Annotated in this window: 16 protein-coding genes and 1 pseudogene; 14 read left to right on the forward strand and 3 right to left on the reverse strand. The window is 73.0% G+C overall.

The window, feature by feature from the left end:
- Positions 1-164: 164 nt before the first annotated feature.
- On the reverse strand, positions 165-548 hold the full coding sequence (locus C229_RS35040) for a hypothetical protein (protein ID WP_033424633.1): 384 nt from the start codon (positions 546-548) through the stop codon (positions 165-167).
- A 283-nt stretch (positions 549-831) separates the two neighbouring features.
- Between C229_RS35040 and C229_RS0120730 the strand changes: the two genes are divergently transcribed.
- The 3 genes from C229_RS0120730 to C229_RS31300 all read left to right on the forward strand — a co-directional run bounded on the left by C229_RS0120730 (position 832) and on the right by C229_RS31300 (position 4,343).
- Positions 832-1,920 carry a winged helix DNA-binding domain-containing protein gene (locus tag C229_RS0120730; protein WP_018657024.1) on the forward strand — a complete coding sequence of 363 codons (1,089 nt, stop codon included), beginning with the start codon at positions 832-834 and terminating at the stop codon, positions 1,918-1,920.
- A 128-nt stretch (positions 1,921-2,048) separates the two neighbouring features.
- Positions 2,049-2,315, forward strand: a complete 267-nt coding sequence (locus tag C229_RS0120735) for a hypothetical protein (protein WP_018657025.1) — start codon at positions 2,049-2,051, stop codon at positions 2,313-2,315.
- An 891-nt stretch (positions 2,316-3,206) separates the two neighbouring features.
- A complete protein-coding gene (locus tag C229_RS31300) occupies positions 3,207-4,343 on the forward strand; it encodes a DUF2786 domain-containing protein (RefSeq protein ID WP_018657026.1) in 1,137 nt (378 codons plus the stop codon).
- 39 nt (positions 4,344-4,382) lie between these two features.
- Here C229_RS31300 and C229_RS0120745 read toward each other — a convergent pair whose 3' ends face one another.
- Positions 4,383-4,595 carry a helix-turn-helix domain-containing protein gene (locus C229_RS0120745; protein ID WP_026313999.1) on the reverse strand — a complete coding sequence of 71 codons (213 nt, stop codon included), beginning with the start codon at positions 4,593-4,595 and terminating at the stop codon, positions 4,383-4,385.
- 1,826 nt (positions 4,596-6,421) lie between these two features.
- Between C229_RS0120745 and C229_RS0120750 the strand changes: the two genes are divergently transcribed.
- Positions 6,422-7,348, forward strand: a complete 927-nt coding sequence (locus C229_RS0120750; protein ID WP_033424634.1) for a hypothetical protein — start codon at positions 6,422-6,424, stop codon at positions 7,346-7,348.
- Here C229_RS0120750 and C229_RS33065 read toward each other — a convergent pair.
- Positions 7,342-8,130 carry a hypothetical protein gene (locus C229_RS33065; protein WP_018657028.1) on the reverse strand — a complete coding sequence of 263 codons (789 nt, stop codon included), beginning with the start codon at positions 8,128-8,130 and terminating at the stop codon, positions 7,342-7,344. The two genes, C229_RS0120750 and C229_RS33065, sit on opposite strands and share 7 nt — an antisense overlap.
- Positions 8,131-8,653: 523 nt before the next feature.
- Between C229_RS33065 and C229_RS0120760 the strand changes: the two genes are divergently transcribed.
- The 10 genes and pseudogenes from C229_RS0120760 (at position 8,654) to C229_RS0120805 (ending at position 19,779) form a co-directional block, all read left to right on the forward strand.
- On the forward strand, positions 8,654-9,937 hold the full coding sequence (locus C229_RS0120760; RefSeq protein ID WP_018657029.1) for a citrate synthase: 1,284 nt from the start codon (positions 8,654-8,656) through the stop codon (positions 9,935-9,937).
- Positions 9,938-11,228: 1,291 nt separating this feature from the next.
- Positions 11,229-12,101 (forward strand): hypothetical protein, encoded by an 873-nt coding sequence (locus C229_RS0120765; protein WP_018657030.1) that lies wholly within the window; start codon positions 11,229-11,231, stop codon positions 12,099-12,101.
- Positions 12,102-12,219: 118 nt separating this feature from the next.
- Positions 12,220-12,630, forward strand: a pseudogene (locus tag C229_RS32365) (DUF4291 family protein); the annotation flags it as partial.
- A 1,603-nt stretch (positions 12,631-14,233) separates the two neighbouring features.
- Positions 14,234-14,542, forward strand: a complete 309-nt coding sequence (locus tag C229_RS34425) for a hypothetical protein (RefSeq protein ID WP_155884962.1) — start codon at positions 14,234-14,236, stop codon at positions 14,540-14,542.
- An 823-nt stretch (positions 14,543-15,365) separates the two neighbouring features.
- Complete coding sequence (locus C229_RS0120780; RefSeq protein WP_018657033.1) at positions 15,366-15,671, forward strand: hypothetical protein; 306 nt, start codon at positions 15,366-15,368, stop codon at positions 15,669-15,671.
- Positions 15,672-16,076: 405 nt separating this feature from the next.
- Positions 16,077-16,982, forward strand: a complete 906-nt coding sequence (locus tag C229_RS0120785; RefSeq protein ID WP_026314001.1) for a helix-turn-helix domain-containing protein — start codon at positions 16,077-16,079, stop codon at positions 16,980-16,982.
- A 54-nt stretch (positions 16,983-17,036) separates the two neighbouring features.
- On the forward strand, positions 17,037-17,438 hold the full coding sequence (locus C229_RS0120790) for a nitroreductase family deazaflavin-dependent oxidoreductase (protein ID WP_018657035.1): 402 nt from the start codon (positions 17,037-17,039) through the stop codon (positions 17,436-17,438).
- Positions 17,439-17,514: 76 nt separating this feature from the next.
- Complete coding sequence (locus C229_RS0120795; RefSeq protein WP_018657036.1) at positions 17,515-18,525, forward strand: phosphotransferase; 1,011 nt, start codon at positions 17,515-17,517, stop codon at positions 18,523-18,525.
- Positions 18,522-19,388 carry an NAD(P)-dependent oxidoreductase gene (locus C229_RS0120800; protein ID WP_018657037.1) on the forward strand — a complete coding sequence of 289 codons (867 nt, stop codon included), beginning with the start codon at positions 18,522-18,524 and terminating at the stop codon, positions 19,386-19,388. The genes C229_RS0120795 and C229_RS0120800 overlap by 4 nt, the downstream gene beginning before the upstream one ends.
- 7 nt (positions 19,389-19,395) lie before the next feature.
- Positions 19,396-19,779, forward strand: coding sequence for a VOC family protein (locus C229_RS0120805; protein ID WP_018657038.1), 384 nt, complete (start codon positions 19,396-19,398; stop codon positions 19,777-19,779).
- Positions 19,780-19,788: the final 9 nt, after the last annotated feature.

The raw sequence follows: 19,788 nt of genomic DNA on the forward strand, positions 1-19,788 counted from the left end.
CCCGGAAGTCCTATGTGCGGGGCCGTTCCGGGCGGCCGTGCCGTCATGACACGGTCAAGGCCGCACCCCATCGGGCGCGGCCGGTCCCGAAGAGTAGGCGAACCGTCGGCAAACACAAAACCCCGCCGTCCGTAAGGACGACGGGGCGGCAGGGAGCCGGTGGGTCAGTGGCCGGGGAAGGCCGTCGGCAGCAGGGGCGCGGCGGACCCGAACGGCCCGGCGGGAGCCGTCGCGAACGGCGACGCCTGCGGGCCCGGGTCGATCGGCACCGGGCCGGCCTGGGGCGGCGGGAGGGTGCCGTCCGCCCGGCGCGGTTCGGGCGCCTGCGGCGGCGCGGCGGGTGCCTGGCGCTCGGCGAGGACCGCCATCAGCGCCTGGGCCGTCTCGGCGTCCATCCGCATGAGGACGCTGGGCCGTCCCCCGGGGTCGACGAACGGGGATACCGAGGGTGCGGCGGCCACCTGGGGCAGCGCGCGTCGCAGTTCTTCGCGGAGGTCGTGGGCGAGGCGCAGCGCCTGTCGGTCGCTGTCGCTCAGGTGTGCGGTCATCGCGATCTCCGGGGAGTTCACGTGCAGGGGGAAGGCCGGGCTGGGGCAATCCTGCTTGAGATGGCGTGCAGGTGCAAGGGCTGATGCACGTGCATCAGCCCGATCCGGCGGGGTTCGCGGTGCTTCACGGCAGCATCTGAACGGTTCTCCGTTTCGTGTCCTACCCGTGACCTGCGGCGTGATCGCCACCACGCGAAACCTGTTCTGGCGGAACGAGGCAAAGGTCACATTGCGTCGCTTCCGCCCGCGTGCGCGCCGAGCGGACGACGGGAAGGATGGCTCCGTGACCGATCTGACACCCCGTCTGCTCAACCGCGCCACGCTCGCCCGGCAGGGACTGCTGACCCGCGAGCGCGTCCCAGCCGCCGAGGCGGTCGCACGGTTCGGCGGGCTCCAGGCGCAGGAGCCCAAGCCGCCCTTCGTCGGCCTCTGGAGCCGGTTGGACGGGTTCGTCCCCGGCGACCTGCACACGGCCCTGCACGCCTTCACGGTGGTGCGGTCCACGATGATGCGCGGCACCCTGCACCTGGTCACCGCGAGCGACCACCTCGCCTGGCGGCCCCTGCTCCAGCCCGTCCTGGACGCCGGACTGCGGGCGCTCGGGACACGGGCGGAAGGACTCGACCTCGACGCCGTCCTGCCCGTCGCGCGCGACGTCTTCCGCGAGCCCCGCACCTTCACCGAGGCGCGGGCGCTGCTGGCAGCCGAGTTCCCCGCCGCGCACGAACGGGCTCTCGGCTTCGCGGCGCGGATGTGCGTGCCGCTCGTCATGGTCCCGGAGGACGGGCGGTGGGGGTATCCGCGCGTCGCGCGGTTCACGCTCGCGGAACGGCACGTCGCCGCCGACGGCCCGGGCGGTTCGCTCGACGCGCTGGTGCTGCGGTACCTGGAGGCGTTCGGCCCCGCGTCCGTGCGGGACGCGCAGGCGTGGTCGGGGCTGGGCGGGCTGGGGCCGGTGTTCGACGGGCTGCGCGGATCGCTCGTCACGCTGCGCGGGCCGGGCGGGCGGGAACTGTTCGACCTGCCCGACGCGCCCCGTCCCGCCGCCGACGTACCGGCCCCGGTGCGGCTGCTGCCCGACTTCGACGGGCTCGTCCTCGCGCACGACGACCGCACCCGCGTCATCGCCGCCGAGCACCGGCCGTCGCTCACGACGCGCAACCTCCGCGTCCGGGCGACCTTTCTCGTCGACGGGTTCGTGGCGGGCACGTGGGAGGCGGCGCGGAAGGGACGCGTGGCCTCGGTGCGGCTGCGTCCGTTCGCCCCGCTCGGCGCGGGGACGCGCAAGGAACTGGTGAACGAGGCCGCCGCGCTGCTGCGTTTCACCGATCCCGACGCCGGGGACCACCGCGTCGAGGTGGACGCTCCATGACAGAACGGTCACCCTGCGCCGTGAACGTGATGATTCTGTGACCTGAAGCGATTGAAAGATCCACTAAATCGGCGCAAGCTGTTCGCGTCCGTCTCGCCCTGCCTGCCGACCGCCGAGGACATTCCGACATGTTCGAAATCTGGGAGACCAGCGGACCCACCCGGCTCATCAGCGACGCGGGCAGCCTCGCGACCGCGCTGGACAAGGTCGACACCATGTGCCGCCTCCGGCACGACCAGGCCGTCGCCCACGTCGGCGACACCCGCGCGAACGGCTACGAGTTCGAGATCCGCGACCCCGCCGGCCAGTCCCTCGCCCGCCTCACATACACCCCCGACACGACCCGCCCCTACCGCACCGTCGTCACCGAAGAACTCTTGACCGGCCGCCCCTGACACCCCTGCACGGCACGCGCCCGGGCATGACCGGAGCCCGCACGGGGTGAACCCCGTCCCCCGGTGAGTAGCCCCACGCGGCGCGCACCTGGCGGTCCTCCTCATCGCAGGTACCTGGCGCCCAGCCGACCCCGCGCGCCCAGGCATGACCGAAGCCCATACGGGTGAACCCCATCCCTAGTGCGTAGCCCCCGCGTGGCGCGCGCCTGGCGGTACCCCCGCCCCGCCACAGGTACCTGGCGCCCAGCGGCCCCCGCGCGGCGCGCGCCCGGGCATGACCAGAGCCTGCACGGGGTGAACCCCGTCCCCCAGTGCGTAGCCCCCGCGCGGCGCGCGCCTGGCGGTACCCCCCTCGCCGCAGGTACCTGGGGCGCAGCGGCCTCCGCGCGGCGGGCGCCCGCCGGTACCGGCCCGGCGTCGACAAGTCCGCGTGTGGGCAGCCCCGGCACGCCGCGCGCCTGGTGGCATGCCACCTGGAGACCGTCGACCCCGTCCTGGAAGGCCCGGCGCGCCGCGTGCCTGGGGGCATGACGGGCCTGACCGAACGGGTTCGCGTCGCGGGCGGCACGCCGCGTCCACCGCCGACGGCGGCTTCGCCGTCCACGCCGCCCGACTCCCGCGCGGAGGGGCTGCCGTTGCTGCGCCGTAGCGGCGAGCCCTGCACACCTGCTCCAGACCTCGGCGTTCCTATGGCACGCGGAGCGCGGGGCCCGCCGACGAACGGGCCTGCGGCGTCGTGCGTGGGGCGCTGTCGTCTGGTCCGCGGGGGCTTCGCGCGCAGAGGCGGTCTGCTCCTCCTTCGCGCGGCTCCTTCCCCATGCGCGGGTTCGCACGAGGGCTGTCGGGGGTCCGTGGCAGGATCGGGGCCCTCATGTTCGAGGAGGGCGGCGGATGGGTGTGCGGGGCGGAGAGGCCGCCGGCGTGCTGGCGGCGGCGTTGAGTGCGTCGACGGTCGGTGAACGGCGGATGCTCGCGGAGGCGCTCGGCGCGCCGCCGCTGTGGCCCGCCGCGACCGCCGACGCGCTGCGGGAGGCTTGCCGCGCGGGGCTCGCGCTCGCTGCGGCGCGGCACTGGGGGACGCACGAGCTGGCGTCCTACGTGGGGCGGCGCCTGGGTGCCCGTGCTCGGCGGCTCGTCGCGGACGCCGTCGCCGGGGAGCCCTTCGCCGTGCCCGCTCTGGACGACCGGTGCGCGCGCGAAGGCGTCCAGCCGGGCAGGATGGTCGAGACCGCGCTGGACGTGCTCGGGCTGCTGCACGCGCTGCCCCGGCTCGCGCCGGTGGCCGAACCGCCGTCCGGTCGCGCGGAGGGCGCCGACGCGCGCATGCTCGCCAAGGTGCGGGCGCTGCTGGCGAAGGCCGAGTCGACCGAGTTCCCCGAGGAGGCGGAGGCGCTCAGCGCCCGCGCGCAGGAGCTGATGGCCCGGCACAGCATCGACCGGGCGCTCGTCGCCGACACCGGCGCGCGCGGACCGGGCGCGCCGAACGGGCGGCGCGTCGTCATCGACACGCCCTACGAGGCGCCCAAGGCGGTGCTGCTGACCGTCGTCGCCGAGGCGAACCGGTGCCGGACGGTGTGGCACCGGGAGCTGGGGCTCGCGACGGTGCTCGGCTACCCCGCCGACCTCATGGCGGTCGAACTGCTCTTCACGTCGCTGCTGGTGCAGGCGACGTCGGCGATGGTGAACGCGGGCACCCGTAAGGACGCGCTCGGGCGGACCCGCACGCGCTCCTTCCGGCACGCGTTCCTGAACGCCTACGCGGCCCGCATCGGCGAACGGCTCCGCGAAGCGGCGGACGAGGCGGCGGGCCGGGCCGCGTCCCGTCCGGACGGGAGCGACCTGCTCCCCCTGCTCGCCGCGCGGGACATCGCCGTCGACGACGCCGTCACGGCCCTGTTCCCGAACCTCGTGCGCGGTCGGCGCGGCACGGTGTCCAACCGGGAAGGATGGCTGGCCGGCCGGGCGGCCGCCGACGCCGCCGGTCTGGACGAGCACGCGGCGGTCACGGAGCCGTCCCGCGGGAGCTGACGGCCTTCCGTCCCCCCGGGGGGCGAGGGGGACACCGGATCAAGCCTTCTTGCGCCGGGTGTTCCCGCCACGGCCTCGCAGCGGCACGCCCGCCTCCTTGAGCACGTTGTAGATGAACCCGTACGAACGTCCGGTCTCCGCGGCCAGATCGCGGATGCTCTCCCCCGCCGCGTAGCGCGGCGCGAGCTCGGCGGCCAACCGGGTGCGCTCGGCCCCGGTCACCCGGGTGCCCCTCGCCAGAGTGCGACTCACGTGTACCTCCTGATGTCGGCCGGAGCACGGGGCGATCCCGCAGCTCACAGGTCTGTTGATCTACCCAACGTACACATTGCCCGCAAATACCTCCGCACTACCACAGGAACAGCACAAGATCGGCCGAAGCCGGTCTTTTCCACCGCGTACGGCGTGTCCTCCACACCCCCAACCCCACGGATGCATCCCACCCCACCAACCACCCCAAATCACCAAAACCCAGACACCCAACCCCCATCAGCCCCAACCCACGAAACCAAACCCCAACGCCTCAGCCCCGACCTCATCCCAGCCCGCGCCTAATGCAAGCCCGCACGACACACCAAGACAATCCACGTAACACGCACAACCGCGCAGACCGGACGAACCGCTACGAGAACCCCGATGCAACACGGCACGACATCACCAACCCGACCTGGCGCGGCTCAACGCGACGCGGCCCTGCGGCGGGAAACGGCGCGACCCGTCCCGACGCGGCCTGGCACAGCACGGCACGGCACGGCACGACCTGACACGGCCCAACAAGGCCCGGCAAGCAGGCGCCGCACAGACCGACACGCCGCGCCCCAGCCCGAATCGGCACGACGCAGCGCGACACAACCAGCCCAACGCGATGCGACGCGACGCCGCGCTGCGGCGCGAGACAGCGCGGGACCGCACGACGCGGGACAGGCCAACACTGCGCGACCCAAAGCAGCGAGGCGCCGCCCAACCTGGCGCGGCCCGGCGCAACGCAGCGCCGAGCTCCGGCGCGGCACGGCACGATCCAGCGGGGAGCAGCGCGGTCTGAGCCGACGCAGCGCAGCACGGCACGGCACGGCACAACGGAGGGCGGCACGGGCGCGGGCGCGGCGCGGCACAACGCGGCGCAGCAGGGCACGGGCGCGGCACGGCACGGCACAGCACGGGCACGAGCACAGCGCGGGCACGGGCACGGGCGCGGGCGCGGCACAGCGCAGCACGACACGGCACGACACGGCGCAGCACGCCGGGGCACGCCGGGGCAGGGTGCGCGCTGGTACGGCGCGGCGTGGCGCGTGTCTGAACTCGGGGTGGGGTGTCTGCGGGGAGTGCGGGTGGCTGGGTGTAAGGGCGTGGGGTCCGGTGTGGAGGTGGCTTGGGGGTGGGCGGCGTGGGGTGGGTGCTGCGTGGAGGGGTTCGGTGGGCTCGGCGCGCTGTGCGGTTCGGTCGGGTCGGTGGGTGGGGGTGGGGAATCCGGGTTGGGCTTGGGTTGGGTGGTACTTCGAGGCGTGAAAGGGAGTTGCCGGGAGCCATGTGGATGTGAGCGTTGGTCAACGCTGCGTAGCCGGAGTGGCTACGATCGGTTCTCGCACCGTTACCAGCGCGAGATTCGGGGCGTGATGAACCGACGTGGGAGATTTTGTGGGGTGCTCGGCGGCGCGGTCGTCGCCGGGGTGGTGGGGTTGGGGGCGGGGGGCGAGGCTGCCGCCGCGCCGCGTCCGGAGCCTCGGGCACCCGTGCCGTCCTTCTGTAGAGCGCCCTGGCGGGACGAGCGTGCCGCCCGCGTGTGTGCCATGTGGAACGCGCTACAGCCCGATCGGCGGGGTTCCGGGCGCGATCCCGAGCGGCGTGCGCGCAGGGAGCATCGACCGGCGTCGCCCGGTGCCCGGCGCGAGCCCGCGCGCGCCGAGCGGCCTGCCGTGAAACCCGCGCCCCGTGACAAGTCGAAAGCGGAAGCCCGGCCGTCCGCACCCGACCGCGCCCCGCGCACGAACGCGCCGCAGCCCCCGGAAGCGCTCGCGCCCCTCCCCGCGTCCGCCCCTCCGCCCCGGGCCGACGGCGGCGACGGGCACTTCGCTCCACTCGTGCCGCTCTTTCTGACCGGCCTGGTCTTCCTGGCCGCCATCGCCGTCGCCTCGCGCCGCCGTCTCCCCTTCACCCTCGCGTCCGCCCCGGCCACCGACCCCGAGGCGCCGCCGCACCTGTTCTCCGTGCCGATGCGGGCCGCATCGCACGACGCGCCGGACGCGGGCGCGTCCGCAGGGTCGGTGACCACCCCCGAAGGCACCGCGAACAGCACCCTGGGCCGTCCCAAGGCGCCTGTGGCGGCCGGATCGGCCCGCGGCCCGCGTACCGGCCCGGCAGGCCCCGGCGTCCCGGCACCGCACGCGGACGTCCGGCAGGCCCGCGCACCGCTCACGGGCGTCACCGACCCCTTCGCGCTGCCGGTCTGGAACCTCGACGGCCCCGGAGCGCTGGCGGCGGCGAGAGCGCTCGTGCTGTGCGCGCTGGAGCACCGCAGCGATGACGTCCTGCTGGTCATGCCGCGCGCCGACGCCTCGGCCCTGTTCGAGCTGGCCGACGACGACCTGCTGGACGAGGAATCCGCCGCGCTGTTCCTCTCCGGCAACCTGGACGTCGCGCTCGGCCTGCTGGAGACCGAGCTGGCGGCACGCTCCGGGGACGCACCCGCGCGCCCCGGGTCACCTCGGCACCTCGTGCTGGTCGCGGACTGCGGCGCGGAGACCGCGCGCGTCGAGCGCCTCCTCCTCCATCGTTCGTCCTCCCTGACGAGCGTTCTGCTCGGCGGCCACATCGGCGACGCCCTCGTCGTCGACGCGGACGGGCGCATCGCCCCCGGCACCGGCATGCGGACTCCCCGCACTCTCGAAACGCTTCGTTTCCCCGTCCTCACTCCGTCCGTCGCCCGCGACCGTCTCTACGAGGTACTCCCCCGCCAGCGCGCCACCCGTCGCCGTAGCGCCCCTCGCACCCGGACCACCGCTCAGTGAGGCGGTTCGGCGGCGACGCCGGCCGGTTCGAGGGCGCGTAGGGACGCGCGGGCGGTGCCGAGGGCGCGAAGCGCCCGTCCGGCCGCGGCGAGGTCGGGTGAGTGGTCGGTGGAGCCGTCGAGGTAGGCGGTGCAGCGGGCGAGCCAAGTGCGGAGGAGTTCGGCGGCGGTGCGCTCGCTCTCGACCGCCTGGGCGCGGCGGTGCTGCTCGGTCTCGCAGCGCAGGCGGTCCATGAGCCCGCCGTCCGCGGCCAAGGCGCGGACATGCGCGAGGACGTGACGGCCGCCGGTGTCGGTGCGGAGCGAGAGTTCGGCCGCGAGACGTCCGAACCGGCCGGGCCGGATGCCGAGCGCGCGGGCCGCGCCCCGGGCGTCGAGCGTCCCGGCGAGCGGACCCTTGCGGGCGTCGACGATCTCGTGGAGCGTCCGTTCGGGTACGGCGTCGAGATCACGCGGCAGATAGATGGGATGGCCACGGAACGCCCCGGCCGCCGCCAGGTCGCCGCGAGCCGCGAGCACTTCGATGTCGGCCTTCTCGACGTCGAGGACGAGCCGGCCCGCCAGCCGCTCGGCGGCCCGCACCGCACCGAGCGGCGGATCGGCGCCGAACGCCTCGAGCACCGACGCCTTCCGCTCCGCGCAGGCCGTCGCCCCGGCGAGCGACCAGCGATGATCGCCCACGTCCGGGGCGGGGACGAGACCGTGCTCGCCGGCAAGGCGAAGCTGCCACTGGCTGAGGCCGAGGTGTTCAGCGAGCTGCCGGAAACCGTAAGAGGACGCCATGACCGTGCCTCCCTTTCATTCTCTGGGACCACGGCCAGCATCCGCGACGCGGCGGCACCCGGGGAAACTCCTTCCGAACCTGTGGACAACCGAATCCGGGCCACCCCTCGGGGCGTACACCGCATAGCGCCGACGCCGCCGGGCCTCGCGCCGACCAGGGAGGCGGACGCGTCCGGCGGCGGACCGTCGGAACGCGGCACGGCGAACCCGGACATCCACCCGGAGCATCGACATTCAGCCCCGGCGCCGCCACTCGGACACTGAGATCATTATCACTCGAAGACACCAACGGGAACATGCGTGATCATGACGCTGAGACGGGAGGAACGGAACGTGAGGCGCATGACACGCGCCCGTCACACCGGGTCCGGACCCGGTCCGGACGTTCCTCACACGGGGCTCCATCGACACCTTTCGGACGTCCCGGTGGCAGCGGAGGTCCGGAACGACCTGCATGATCGTCTGGATACGATGAAGGACGGAACGTCTACGCAGGTGTGGACGGAGTTGGGAGCGAGCGAGCATGTCGGATTTCGAGCTCAACCACACGGGTGGCCGGACGCCCCTCGAGGTGACGCAGTCGACCGAGGGTCCGTCGGGAGTGCGCATCGGCAGTCTCCTCAAGGACACCGGTCACGTCACGCTCGACCCGGGCTTCACCAACACCGCGTCCACCACGTCGGCGATCACCTACATCGACGGTGACGCGGGCATTCTGCGCTATCGCGGCTATCCGATCGAGGAACTCGCGGAGAAGTCCTCCTTCCTGGAGGTCGCCTACCTGCTGATCTACGGCGAGCTGCCCACCTCCGACGAGCTGTGGTCGTTCACCGACAAGATCCGCCACCACACGCTGCTGGACGAGAAGTTCCGCGCGTTCTTCTCGGCGTTCCCGCGCCGGGCGCACCCGATGGCGGTGCTGTCGTCGGCCGTCAGCGCGCTGTCGACCTTCTACCAGGACAGCCTCGACCCCTTCGACGACGAGCAGGTCGACCGGTCGAGCATCCGGCTCATCGCCAAGCTCCCGACGATCGCCGCGTACGCGTACAAGACGTCCATCGGCCAGCCGCTGCTCTACCCGGACAACTCGCTCAGCTACGTCGAGAACTTCCTTCGGATGACGTTCGGGCTGCCCACGCAGCCCTACGAGATCGACCCGGAGATCGTCCGCGTCCTCGACATGCTGTTCGTCCTGCACGCCGACCACGAGCAGAACTGCTCCACCTCCACGGTGCGGCTCGTCGGGTCCAGCCAGGCGAACCTGTTCTCGTCGGTGTCGGCCGGTGTCGACGCGCTGTTCGGCCCGCTGCACGGCGGTGCCAACCAGGCCGTCCTGGAGATGCTGGAGAAGATCCACGCCGACGGTGACGACGTGGACGCGTTCGTGCGGCGCGTCAAGAACAAGGAGCCCGGCGTCAAGCTGATGGGCTTCGGGCACCGCGTTTACCGCAACTACGACCCGCGCGCCGCCGTGGTGAAGAAGGCGACGAGCAAGGTCCTGGAGGCGCTCGGCAAGCCCGACCCGCTGCTCGACCTGGCGATGCGTCTCGAAGAGGTCGCGTTGAGCGACGACTACTTCGCCGAGCGCAAGCTGTACCCGAACGTCGACTTCTACACCGGCGTCATCTACAAGGCGATGGGGTTCCCGACCAACGCCTTCACGGTGCTGTTCGCGCTGGGCCGCCTGCCCGGCTGGATCGCGCAGTGGCGCGAGATGATGCACGACCCGGCCACCAAGATCGGCCGGCCGCGCCAGGTCTACACCGGCCCGACGGAGCGGCACTACGTCGACCCGTCCGCACGCTGACCCGAACGGCGGCACGCGCTCGCCGGGAGCGCGGCCCGGGTTGACCACGGACGCCCAGACAACGCCGAAGGGCGGACCCATCGCGATGGGTCCGCCCTTCGGCGTTCACGCCCGCCGGAACGGGCACGAGACTCGCCGGGACGACATCCAGGGCTGCCACAGGCTCGCGCGCAGGGCCAACGGGCACGGGACGCCGCGTCCGCAGACCCCAGAGGACCCGAGATGCGACACGCGCGCGGGTTCGGTGGTCTTGTGCCAGGACGAGGGGCGAGGACCGTCCCTGAGGCGCCCGGCACGCACGCGCTCGGCCGCGACACGGTCGGCGGCCTGGTGCCCGGACGAAGGGAGAGGAGCGGACCTGGGAGGGGCGCCCGGCGCGCACGGCTCGATCGCGACACGGTCGGCAGCCTGGTGCCCGGGCGAAGGGCGGGGAGCAGATCTGCGAGGGGCGCCCGGCGGCCGCGCCCGGCCGTGGCACGGTCGGCGCCCAGGCGCGTACGCGCGCCTCCGCGGCCTGGCACCGCAGGGCGGCGCGGCTGTACGCGCTCAAAGCCCGGCGCGTCGAGGGTGAGCCACCTGGACCCCATGGCCCTGGGAAGGTACCGGCTGGGAGCGGACCTGAAGGGACGCCGGCGCGCACGGGCTCGACGTGGCACGGTCGGCGCACAGGTGCTCCACCGCCGGACACCGCAGGGCAGTGCGGTTCTGCGCGCTCACGGCCCGGTGGGTCGGGGTGAGCCGCCCGCCCTGAGAAGGGATCGGCCGGGACCTGCGAGCGTGCGAGGAGGCTCCCGGAGCGTCGCATCGCTGACGAGACGAGCGGCCTCGGGGCGGCAAGCCGGTCCCGGCGCGACGAAGGCCGCCCGAAATGCCGCACGGCCCCAGGGCGCCAAGCGCGGTCATTCTCCGCCAGGAGGCCGCTCGCAGCGTTGCGGCGAGCCGGTCTGGGCGGGACGAAGGCCGCCCGAAATGCTGCACGGTCCCAGGCAGCCACACGCGATCCTTCGCCGCCAGGAGGCCGCCCGCAGCGTTGCGGCGAGCCGGTCTGGACGGGACGAGAGCCGCCCGAAATGTCGCGCGGTCTCTGGGAGCTACGCGCGGTCGTTCTCCATGCCGGAAGGCCGCTCGCGGCTGTCCGGGGACCTCACATCGCCTTATGGGCCGGGGCTGGCACCGATCCGGAGTGGGATCGAGCCCTACCGGTGAGTATCCACAGAATCACCTTCGGTCGTGCCGGGTGGCCCGCGCGCTCGCACCCTGGTGCCGAAGAACCGTTCTCCGGGAGGCACCCATGTCCGGCACCATCACCCTTCTCGTTCCCGAGTTGACCTCGACGTCCTTCGTCGTGGCGGCCGGCGCGGACGCGCCCGCCGTCACGCGCCCGCCCCTGGTTCCCGAACCCTTCGCGGCCGAGGCGGCGATCCGGTACGGCACGTCGCGGCTGCTCGTCACCGACGAGCCCGCGCGGACCTCCCCGTGGGACCTCGCCCATGTCACGGCGGGCACGGCCGCGCGGCACATCGAGGTGCGCGCGGTCGTGCCCGCCGCCGACCAGCCGTTCGGCGCCCGCCTGGCGCGGGCCGTCGCCCGTGCCCTGGCCGACGCGACCGGGGGCGTCGGCGTCGACGCCGACACGCTCGACGTGCTGGCGCCCGGCCGGGAGGCCGAACGGTTCACCCTCGCGGACGGCTGGCTCGGGGTGCGGCTCCCCCCGTATCGCGACGCCGGTCGCTGTCTGGTCGACGAGGACGAGATCGACGGCTGCGCCTGTGTCGAGCTCACGACGCGCGGGCTCCGCCGGTTCGGGCTTCCCGAGCTGCGGATCGCGGGGGTGTCGTGCCGGCACGACCTGGCCGCGCTGAACATCCTGCGGGCGACCGCGCAGTGCCTGCTGCCCTACGGCGTGAGCCCGGGCGCCCACGAGGTCCCTCGCGACCTGCCGTTGACCGCCGACGACTTCGCCGCCTTCTGGGGTGCGGCGTGGAACCCGTGGTCGAGCGGTCCGGTGACGGTCGGGCTCACCCCGATCGGCGAGCGTCTGGTCGCCGTCGGCGCCCCCGGCCATTACACGGGGTCTCTCAACTCGTGGCTCTGGGAGGAACTCCCGCCCGACTTGTACGACCTTGTCGGCTGCGAACCGGACACCGATCTGGACGCCGACTGAAGGCCCACGAGCTTCGCGTCGAGACCTGGACCGATGGACCGGTAATCGGTCAGGGGCAGCCCGGACCTTGGAAAAGAAAAGGAGTTGTCGTCCGCATGGGAGTCGCTAGGTTCATGGAGTGAGTAAGCAGATCAGAGCATTGTCCGACGATGATTGCGTTACCGTTCACCGAGCCTACGGGACGGAGATCGCGGAGGTGGCGGTGACCGCCGGACGGTTCGTCGCGCCGTTCTCGCGGGAGCGGATGACGTGGATCAAGCCGTCGTTCCTCTGGATGATGGAGCGGAGCGGGTGGGGTCGGAAACCCGGCCAGGAGCGTGTGCTCGCCATACGGATTTCCCGGGAGGGGTAGGAGCGGGCGCTCTCGCCGGTCGTGACCGGCCGATCTCGGCCCGGGACGGGCGGCGAGCCGTCCAGTCCCCGGTCAGGGAGGGGGCGGGCCGCGGTCCGGGTCCAGTGGGATCCTGAGCGGGACCTGTACGGCGGGCGCCGTGTTGACCGGAGCATCCAGGTCGGGATAGGACCGCAGGTCGTCGGCGCGTACGTTGATGAATGGACGGTGGCCATTGACGACATCACGCCGCTGTTCGACTGGTTCATCGGCTGCGCGGGGAGGGGCGCGCGGCGGACGCCCGCGCACTTCTGCCGACGGAACGGCCGTATCCACTGAGCGCGGAACTCGCGGCCCGGATTGGTGCGACGAACCTGGATTGACGCGACACACGGGGTGAGTGCCTCCGAGCAGGTTTCCGTGCCAGCCGACTTCCGCATGCCTCCCGCCACGCGAACTGCACCCGGGCGTCGAGCAGACGCGCCCCTGAGCGGGGTGCACCGGCGGTGCCGTACTGCGGCGCGGACCGCGCCGATGATCGGCCGGAGGTCCGGGACGGTGACTACCCGGGCCAGCGCACGGATCGGCGCTCCCTGTGGCGGATCGGCAAGAGGCCGAGGAGGTCTAGGCGAACCAGCAGGCTCACGTGCTGACCGTAAGAGAGACCCAGGCGACGAGGTGCGAGAAGCCGCACACAGGCGATAGGAGGCCGCACAGTAAGCAGCAGGAGGCCGCACCGCACGCTCACGGCGAGGGGGCGCCGGGGCGCACGCTTCACCGACGGAACCCACTCACCGACAGGGGGCCACACGGCCAGCGGAAGGGGGCCACACGGTCAGGCCGTTGAAGTCGGGCGGCCAGCACACGGACGTGATAGGAGGCCGCGCGGCCAGGCAGCAGGGAACAGCACGGTCGGCACAGGCCGAGGTAACGCGGGACTCGTACCCAAACTATGGGGCCCGTACGCAGGCATTAGAAGGCCGCACAGCAAGGAGTTGAGGGCCACGGCCACAGCGCACCGCGGGGCGCACGGGCCGCATGCCCGAGCGGCAGGATGCCGGGCGGGCGAGCGGCAGGACGCCGCGCGGTTGGGCGGCAGGACGCCGTGCGGGCGGGCGGCAGGATGCTGTGCCGTCAGGGCGCACAGCGAGGCGGCAACGGGCGCGCGCCCAAGCGCCGGAGCGCCGTACGGCGCCCACGGCGAGGCGGCCGGGCGCTCACGCCCAGGCGCCCTCCTGGCCTTCCACGACCGCACCCTGGACCGCGTCACCGACCGCACCGGCGTCCTGGCCCGCCGCCCCTACGCCGAGGTCAGAATGCCGCACGGTACACGCGCTGCAGGCGGCAGGTCGTGGCGCGGCAAGACGACGGGAGGCCGCGAGGTTTCGCCTCGGTCTGGTCTGCGGCGGCCGGTGGGAGGTCCACGCGCGGACGAGCCGACGGGACGGGCGGCAGGCGGTGGTGACGGGCGGACGCCTCCCCCCGCAAGCCGCGACACCCGAACGCGGGCGGCCCCGAACTCCCTGGTCACGAGCCGCGCTGCCGAGGCGCGGACGGCGGCCAACTCCCTGGTCGCAAGCCGCACTACCCGCAGCACGGACGGACGCGGAGCCCCCGGCCGCGGGTCGTGCCGCTGGGCCACCATGTGGGCGGCTATCTCCTGGTTGGGCAGGCCACGGGCGACCAGGGCGGTGACCTCGCGTTCGCGGGTGGTGACGCCCACTCCTTGGGCGCGTCAGCCGAGCACGGGCGGCTGCCAGCGCCCGGCCCGCGAGTTGCGTCGCCGCGAGCACGGACGGACGTGGACGCCCCCTGCCGCAGGTCGCTCCGCCGGGGCATGGACGGGCGCCAGCTCCTCGGCCGCGAGCCGAGCCGACGGGGCGCGGACGGACGCGGAGGCCCCCGCCAGGGCGCCGCCGGGGCATGGACGGGCGCCAGCTCCTCGGCCGCGAGCCGAGCCGACCGGGCGTGGACGGAGGTGGAGTCCCCGGCCGGGGGTGCCGCCGGGGCATGGACGGGCGTCAACGATCGCCAGATCCGGCTGGCGCTCGTCCGGACCCGGCAGCAGCCCGTTGTGATCGTGCAGGAACGCCAGATTCTCTGGGCGTGAGCCGTGCCGACGGGGTGTGGGCGGAGGGGGAGGTTCTGGGTGCGAGTTGTGCTGGTGAGGTGTGGGTGGGCGTGGGGGTCTTGGGAGTGGGTGTGCCTTTGGGGTTGGGTTGAGGTGGATTTCTTGTTTGCGCGTCGGGTTGGTGGAGCGGGGGCGGGGGCTGGCTGCGCGTCCTCGTGCTGCCGTCTGGCCCGTGCCTGCTCGCTGCGCTAGATGGCGGGATCGGCTCCTGGGCCTGGCTGCGGGCCGTGTTGTTGGGCTTGGGCGGGTGTTGTTGGGCTTGGGCGGGTGTCGTTGGGCTTGGGCGGGTGTCTTGTTGGGCTTGGGCGGGTGTCGGGTTGTTGGGGTTGGTGGCCCGGCCCTGGTCCTTGTCCCGCCACTTCGGCTTCTGCTTCGGCTCCTGCGCGGTGGAGGGCGTGCCGTTGTGGTGGGCGTGAGGGTGGAGTTGTTTGGTCGGTCGGTGTGGGGTGTGAGTCGGTTGTGATCGTGCTTCGTGTGGGGCCGGGTTTTGTTGTGTGACGGCCATTACGTTGTTCGGGTCACAGTGGGGGCGATTCGGTTGTCAAGGGAAGTGTTCGCGGTCACATTTTGGAGGGGTGGGTGCGCCATTTACCGGGTTATGTGATCGACTTCTCACCGGGGCGAGAGGTCTTCGCGGGAGGCGGTATTCGCGCTGACCTCGTGTTATGTCGGTGGGTGCCGTTCGGGTGACGGGGGTCTCGTCCTTAAGGGGCAACGGGAAGGGCTCGCGTGTCGTCTCCTTAGACGAAGGGCTTCACGCCGATCGTGAGAAGCCCGCCCGTTAAAGCAACTAGGGGGAAAGATGACCCAGGTTCTTCCCGGTGTCCGCTTCCTGACCTCGGGACCGATCAGCGACGCCGACCGGGCCGCGGCGGAGGCCGCCGTCCGGCGTGCGCTGGACAGCGCGGCCGAGCAGGTCACGTCCGTCCAGGTCACGCTGAGCATCGTGCCCGGGGGCGACCTGCCCCGGCCGGCGCTCGCGCAGGCGATCGTCGAGGTCGACGGGGTGCGGATGCGCGCCCAGGCCGCCGGACCGACGATCACGGAGGCGATCGGCCTGCTCCGCGACCGGCTCCAGGTGCGCACCGCCTACCTGCGCGCGGGTTGAGCGCGGGCGTCCGGCCCCGCGCGTCACGGCGCGGGGCCGGGCGCCGGGCCCGGACGGCGAGCGACCGGGCGGACGCCTTTCCAGCGGGCTTCGCCCGGGTGTCGAACCGTGGGCGGGACGCCGAATCGCCGGTGGCCGCGAGGGCGCCCGTGAACGCCATTGAGCCGCGCCGGAGCCGGTGGGCAATCGGCCGGGTGCGTACGCGTGAAGCCCGTGTCTCAGGGCTTGCGTTGCGACGGCGAGTTCCCGCGCGTGGACGCTAATACCGGAAATCCGAGAACGGTCTACCGGGAAAGCCTCCCAGAAGAGCCGTTGATCGACTAAGATGGACGCCGCCCTCCCCGCCGACTTCGCGCGGGCCCATCGACCGGCTGGTGAACCTTGCCTCAGGATGCTGCTGTCTCGATGCCTTCGCACGAAGACCGGCCGACAGGCGGAGACGTGCTCGGTTATCCCCGCCGCGGCGGACCCACGGTGCTGCGCATCCTGCTGGGCAACCAGCTCCGGCGGCTGCGCGAGGCGCGGGGCATCTCCACCGAGCAGGCCGGATACGAGATCCGCGGCTCCCACTCCAAGATCAGCCGGATGGAGCTCGGCCGCGTCGGGTTCAAGGAGCGTGACGTCTCCGATCTGCTCACGCTGTACGGCGTGGAGGACCCGGCGGAGCGGTCGGCGCTGCTGGAGCTGGCACGCGAGGCCAACACGCCCGGCTGGTGGCACCGCTACGGCGACGTGCTGCCGGGCTGGTTCGAGACCTACCTCGGGCTGGAGGAGGCGGCGTCGCTTCTGCGCAGCTACGAGTTGCAGTTCATGCCCGGCCTGCTCCAGACGCAGGACTACGCCCGCGCGGTGATCCGCCTGGGCTTCCCCGAAGAGGCGGCCGACGAGGACGTCGAGCCCCGCGTCCATCTGCGGATGACGCGGCAGGCGCGGTTCACCGAGCCGGGCGCGCCGACGCTGTGGTCGGTGATCGACGAGGGCGTGCTGCACCGTCCGCTCGGCGGTCGCGGCGTGATGCGCGGGCAGATCGAGCACCTGCTGGAGATGGCCGAGCTGCCGAACGTGACGTTGCAGGTGGTCCCGTTCGAAGCGGGCGGTCACGCGGCGGCGGGCGGCCCGTTCACGATCCTGCGGTTCGCCGAGCCGGGCCTGTCGGACGTGGTGTTCATGGAACAGCTCACCAGCGCCCTCTACCTCGACAAGCCGTCCGACGTCGACGTGTACATGCGGGCTATGAACCACGTCTGCATCACCGCGCTGCGACCCGATGACACGGTGCAGCGCCTGCGCGACATTCTGCGTTCGATGTAGGGGCATGGGCCCCGGGCAACGGGGAAGATCCTCCGCAGGAGAGGGAGGACCCACATGCTGTACGGCAGGGAACATGTCGAGAAGTACCAGGAGACCGGCGGCGAGGTCGGCCATGACTGGCAGGGCGCGACCGTCCTGCTCCTCACGACGACCGGCCGCAAGAGCGGCGAGCCCCGCACGACGCCGCTGATCTACCAGCCGGACGGCGACGACTTCGTGATCGTGGCGTCCAAGGGCGGCGACCCGGACGATCCGCTGTGGTACAAGAACCTCAGCGCCGATCCCGAGGTGAAGGTGCAGGTCAAGGACGACGTGTTCACGGCCCGCGCCCGCACGGCGAGCGACGCCGAGCGGCCCCGGCTGTGGGCGAAGATGGTGGAGATCTGGCCGCAGTACGACGAGTACCAGGCCGGGACGGACCGGAAGATCCCCGTGGTGGTGCTGGAGCGCGTCTAGCGTTCGCTACCGCCCGGCGGGCCGGGACGTGTAGCGTCGGGTGGGAACATCCGTTCGACCGCGACCGGGGTGCTGTGTGCCGACGACACCGAGTCCGCTGCGGCGGTGGGGGCTGACCGACGCCGCCGAGCCGGTCGCGGCGGGCACCGGCGCATGGCGCGTCACGGCGGGCACCGGCACATTCCTGCTCCGCGCCTACGCCGCGCCGAACCGCCGCGCGCTGGCGTTCCTGCACGGCGTGCTGGGGACGCTGGACGCGGCGGGCCTGCCGGTGCTGGCGCCCGTCCCGGCGAAGTCGGGCCGCACGCTGGTGGTCGCGGCCGGAACCGGTTACGTGTTGTTCCCATGGGCGACGGGCCGCCGCCGGTCCGGCCTGGAGTTGACCTACGCGCAGTGCGAGGCGCTCGGGGAGCTGCTGGGCCGCCTGCACCTGGCGCTGGACGACTGCACGCCGCCGGTGCAGCAGTCGATGCTGGTGGCGACGCCGCGCGCGGCGGACGCGGTGGCGGAGGCAGACGCGATGCTGGCCGACGTCCCCGCGGACGGCGGCGACTTCACGGCACTGACGGCGCGGCGGCTGGCGGAGCGGCGGGCGCTGCTGACGGAATTCGCCGATCACCAGCCGCCGCACCTGGACGTCAGCACGGTCGGGCACCTGCACGGCGCGTTCGGCCCGGACCGGCTGCGGTACGGCGGGTCGGGGCAGGTGACGGCGGTCCTCGGCTGGGACGGCCTGCGCACCGGCCCGCTGGCGGGCGAGGTGGTGCGGGCGGCGGTGGAGCTGTTCGCCTGCGACGACGAACGCGGCCTGGACCTGGAGCGGGTGCGGGCGTTCGTGCGCGGGCACCGGTCGGTGTTCCCGCTGGACGCCGACCAGATCCAGGCGGCGGTGCACCGGGCCTGGTGGGAGCGGCTGTGCGATCTCGGCCCGCTGCGCGCCCGCTACCTGACGGGCGCGGACGGACGCGACCACGCGGGCGCGGCGGCGCTCGTCGCGTGGTGGTCGGCGCATCTTGATCTTACGCTGGAGGTCTTCCCGGCTCCGTACACCGAGGAGCCGCACGTGGATCGAGGGAGTGCGCTGTGACGAAGGTCGCGCTGCTGGGCACCGGCATCATGGGTGCCGCGATGGCCCGCAACCTGGCGAAGGCCGGGCTGGACGTGACGGTGTGGAACCGCACCCGGGCTCGGGCGGAACCGCTGGAGGCGGACGGCGCCACGGTGGCGGACGCCCCGGTGGACGCGGTGCGCGGCGCCGGGGTCGTGATCACGATGCTGAACGACGGCGACGCCGTGCTCGCCGTGATGAAGGACGCCGCGCCAGGGCTGGCCGAGGGCCAGGTGTGGGCGCAGATGAGCACGGTCGGGGTGGCGGCGGTGGCGCCGCTGGCCGCGCTGGCGGCCGAGCACGGCGTCACGTTCGTGGACGCGCCCGTGCAGGGCACGAAGCAGCCCGCCGAGCAGGGGACGCTGCTCGTGCTGGCGGCGGGGTCGCCGGACGCCCGCCCGGTGCTGGAGCCGGTGTTCGGCGCGGTCGGGCAGAAGACGCTGTGGCTGGGCGAGGACGGCGCGGCGGGCGCGGGGTCGCGGCTGAAGCTGGCGGCGATCTCCTACGCGCTCTCGCTGACGGCGATCATCGGCGAGGGCGTGGGCCTGGCGGAGGCGCTGGGCGTCGACCCGGCGCGCTTCGCCGAGGTGATCACCGGCGGCCCGCTGGACAGCGGCTACTTCCAGGCGAAGCTGGCGGCCATCACCGGGGACGACTTCGCGCCGAGCTTCACGGTCGACAACGCGATGACGGTGACGCGGCTGATCGCGGAGGCGGCCGAGTCGGCGGGCCTGCACGTGGACGTGGTGGACGCGGCGCACGCCCGTTTCGACCGCGCGGCGCGGCGCGGCCACGGCGACCAGGACATGGCCGCCGCGTACTTCGCGGGTCCGGTGGGCTGAGCGGGGCATGGAGATTCTGAGCAGCCGCGTCCTGCTGCGGCCCGCCGACCCCGCCGCCGTCCGCCGGTTCTACCGTGACGTGCTCGGGCTCGCCGTGTACCGGGAGTTCGGGCCCCGGGACGATCCGGGGACGGTGTTCTTCCTCGGCCCGGGCTTCCTGGAGGTCTCCGCCCACGGCGAACGCGCTCCGGCGCCGACGCTGTGGTTGCAGGTGCGGGACGTGGCGGCCGAGCACGAGCGGCTGCGGGCGGCGGGGGCGGTGGTCGTCCGGGAGCCGCGGCGGGAGCCGTGGGGGCTGGTCGAGATGTGGATCGAGGACCCGGACGGCACGCGGATCGTGCTCGTCCAGGTCCCCGAAGATCATCCGCTGCGGCGGGACACGCGGGGCTGAAGCGTCCGA

Origin of the sequence: Actinomadura flavalba DSM 45200 (genome assembly GCF_000374305.1) — a bacterium.
Lineage (GTDB): Bacteria > Actinomycetota > Actinomycetes > Streptosporangiales > Streptosporangiaceae > Spirillospora > Spirillospora flavalba.

Coding starts and splice junctions, on each gene's coding strand:
- C229_RS35040 (WP_033424633.1), bottom strand. CDS start 548: ATGACCGCACACCTGAGCGACAGCGACCGACAGGCGCTGCGCCTCGCC.
- C229_RS0120735 (WP_018657025.1), top strand. CDS start 2,049: ATGTTCGAAATCTGGGAGACCAGCGGACCCACCCGGCTCATCAGCGAC.
- C229_RS31300 (WP_018657026.1), top strand. CDS start 3,207: ATGGGTGTGCGGGGCGGAGAGGCCGCCGGCGTGCTGGCGGCGGCGTTG.
- C229_RS33065 (WP_018657028.1), bottom strand. CDS start 8,130: ATGGCGTCCTCTTACGGTTTCCGGCAGCTCGCTGAACACCTCGGCCTC.
- C229_RS0120760 (WP_018657029.1), top strand. CDS start 8,654: ATGTCGGATTTCGAGCTCAACCACACGGGTGGCCGGACGCCCCTCGAG.
- C229_RS0120765 (WP_018657030.1), top strand. CDS start 11,229: ATGTCCGGCACCATCACCCTTCTCGTTCCCGAGTTGACCTCGACGTCC.
- C229_RS0120780 (WP_018657033.1), top strand. CDS start 15,366: ATGACCCAGGTTCTTCCCGGTGTCCGCTTCCTGACCTCGGGACCGATC.
- C229_RS0120785 (WP_026314001.1), top strand. CDS start 16,077: ATGCCTTCGCACGAAGACCGGCCGACAGGCGGAGACGTGCTCGGTTAT.
- C229_RS0120790 (WP_018657035.1), top strand. CDS start 17,037: ATGCTGTACGGCAGGGAACATGTCGAGAAGTACCAGGAGACCGGCGGC.
- C229_RS0120805 (WP_018657038.1), top strand. CDS start 19,396: ATGGAGATTCTGAGCAGCCGCGTCCTGCTGCGGCCCGCCGACCCCGCC.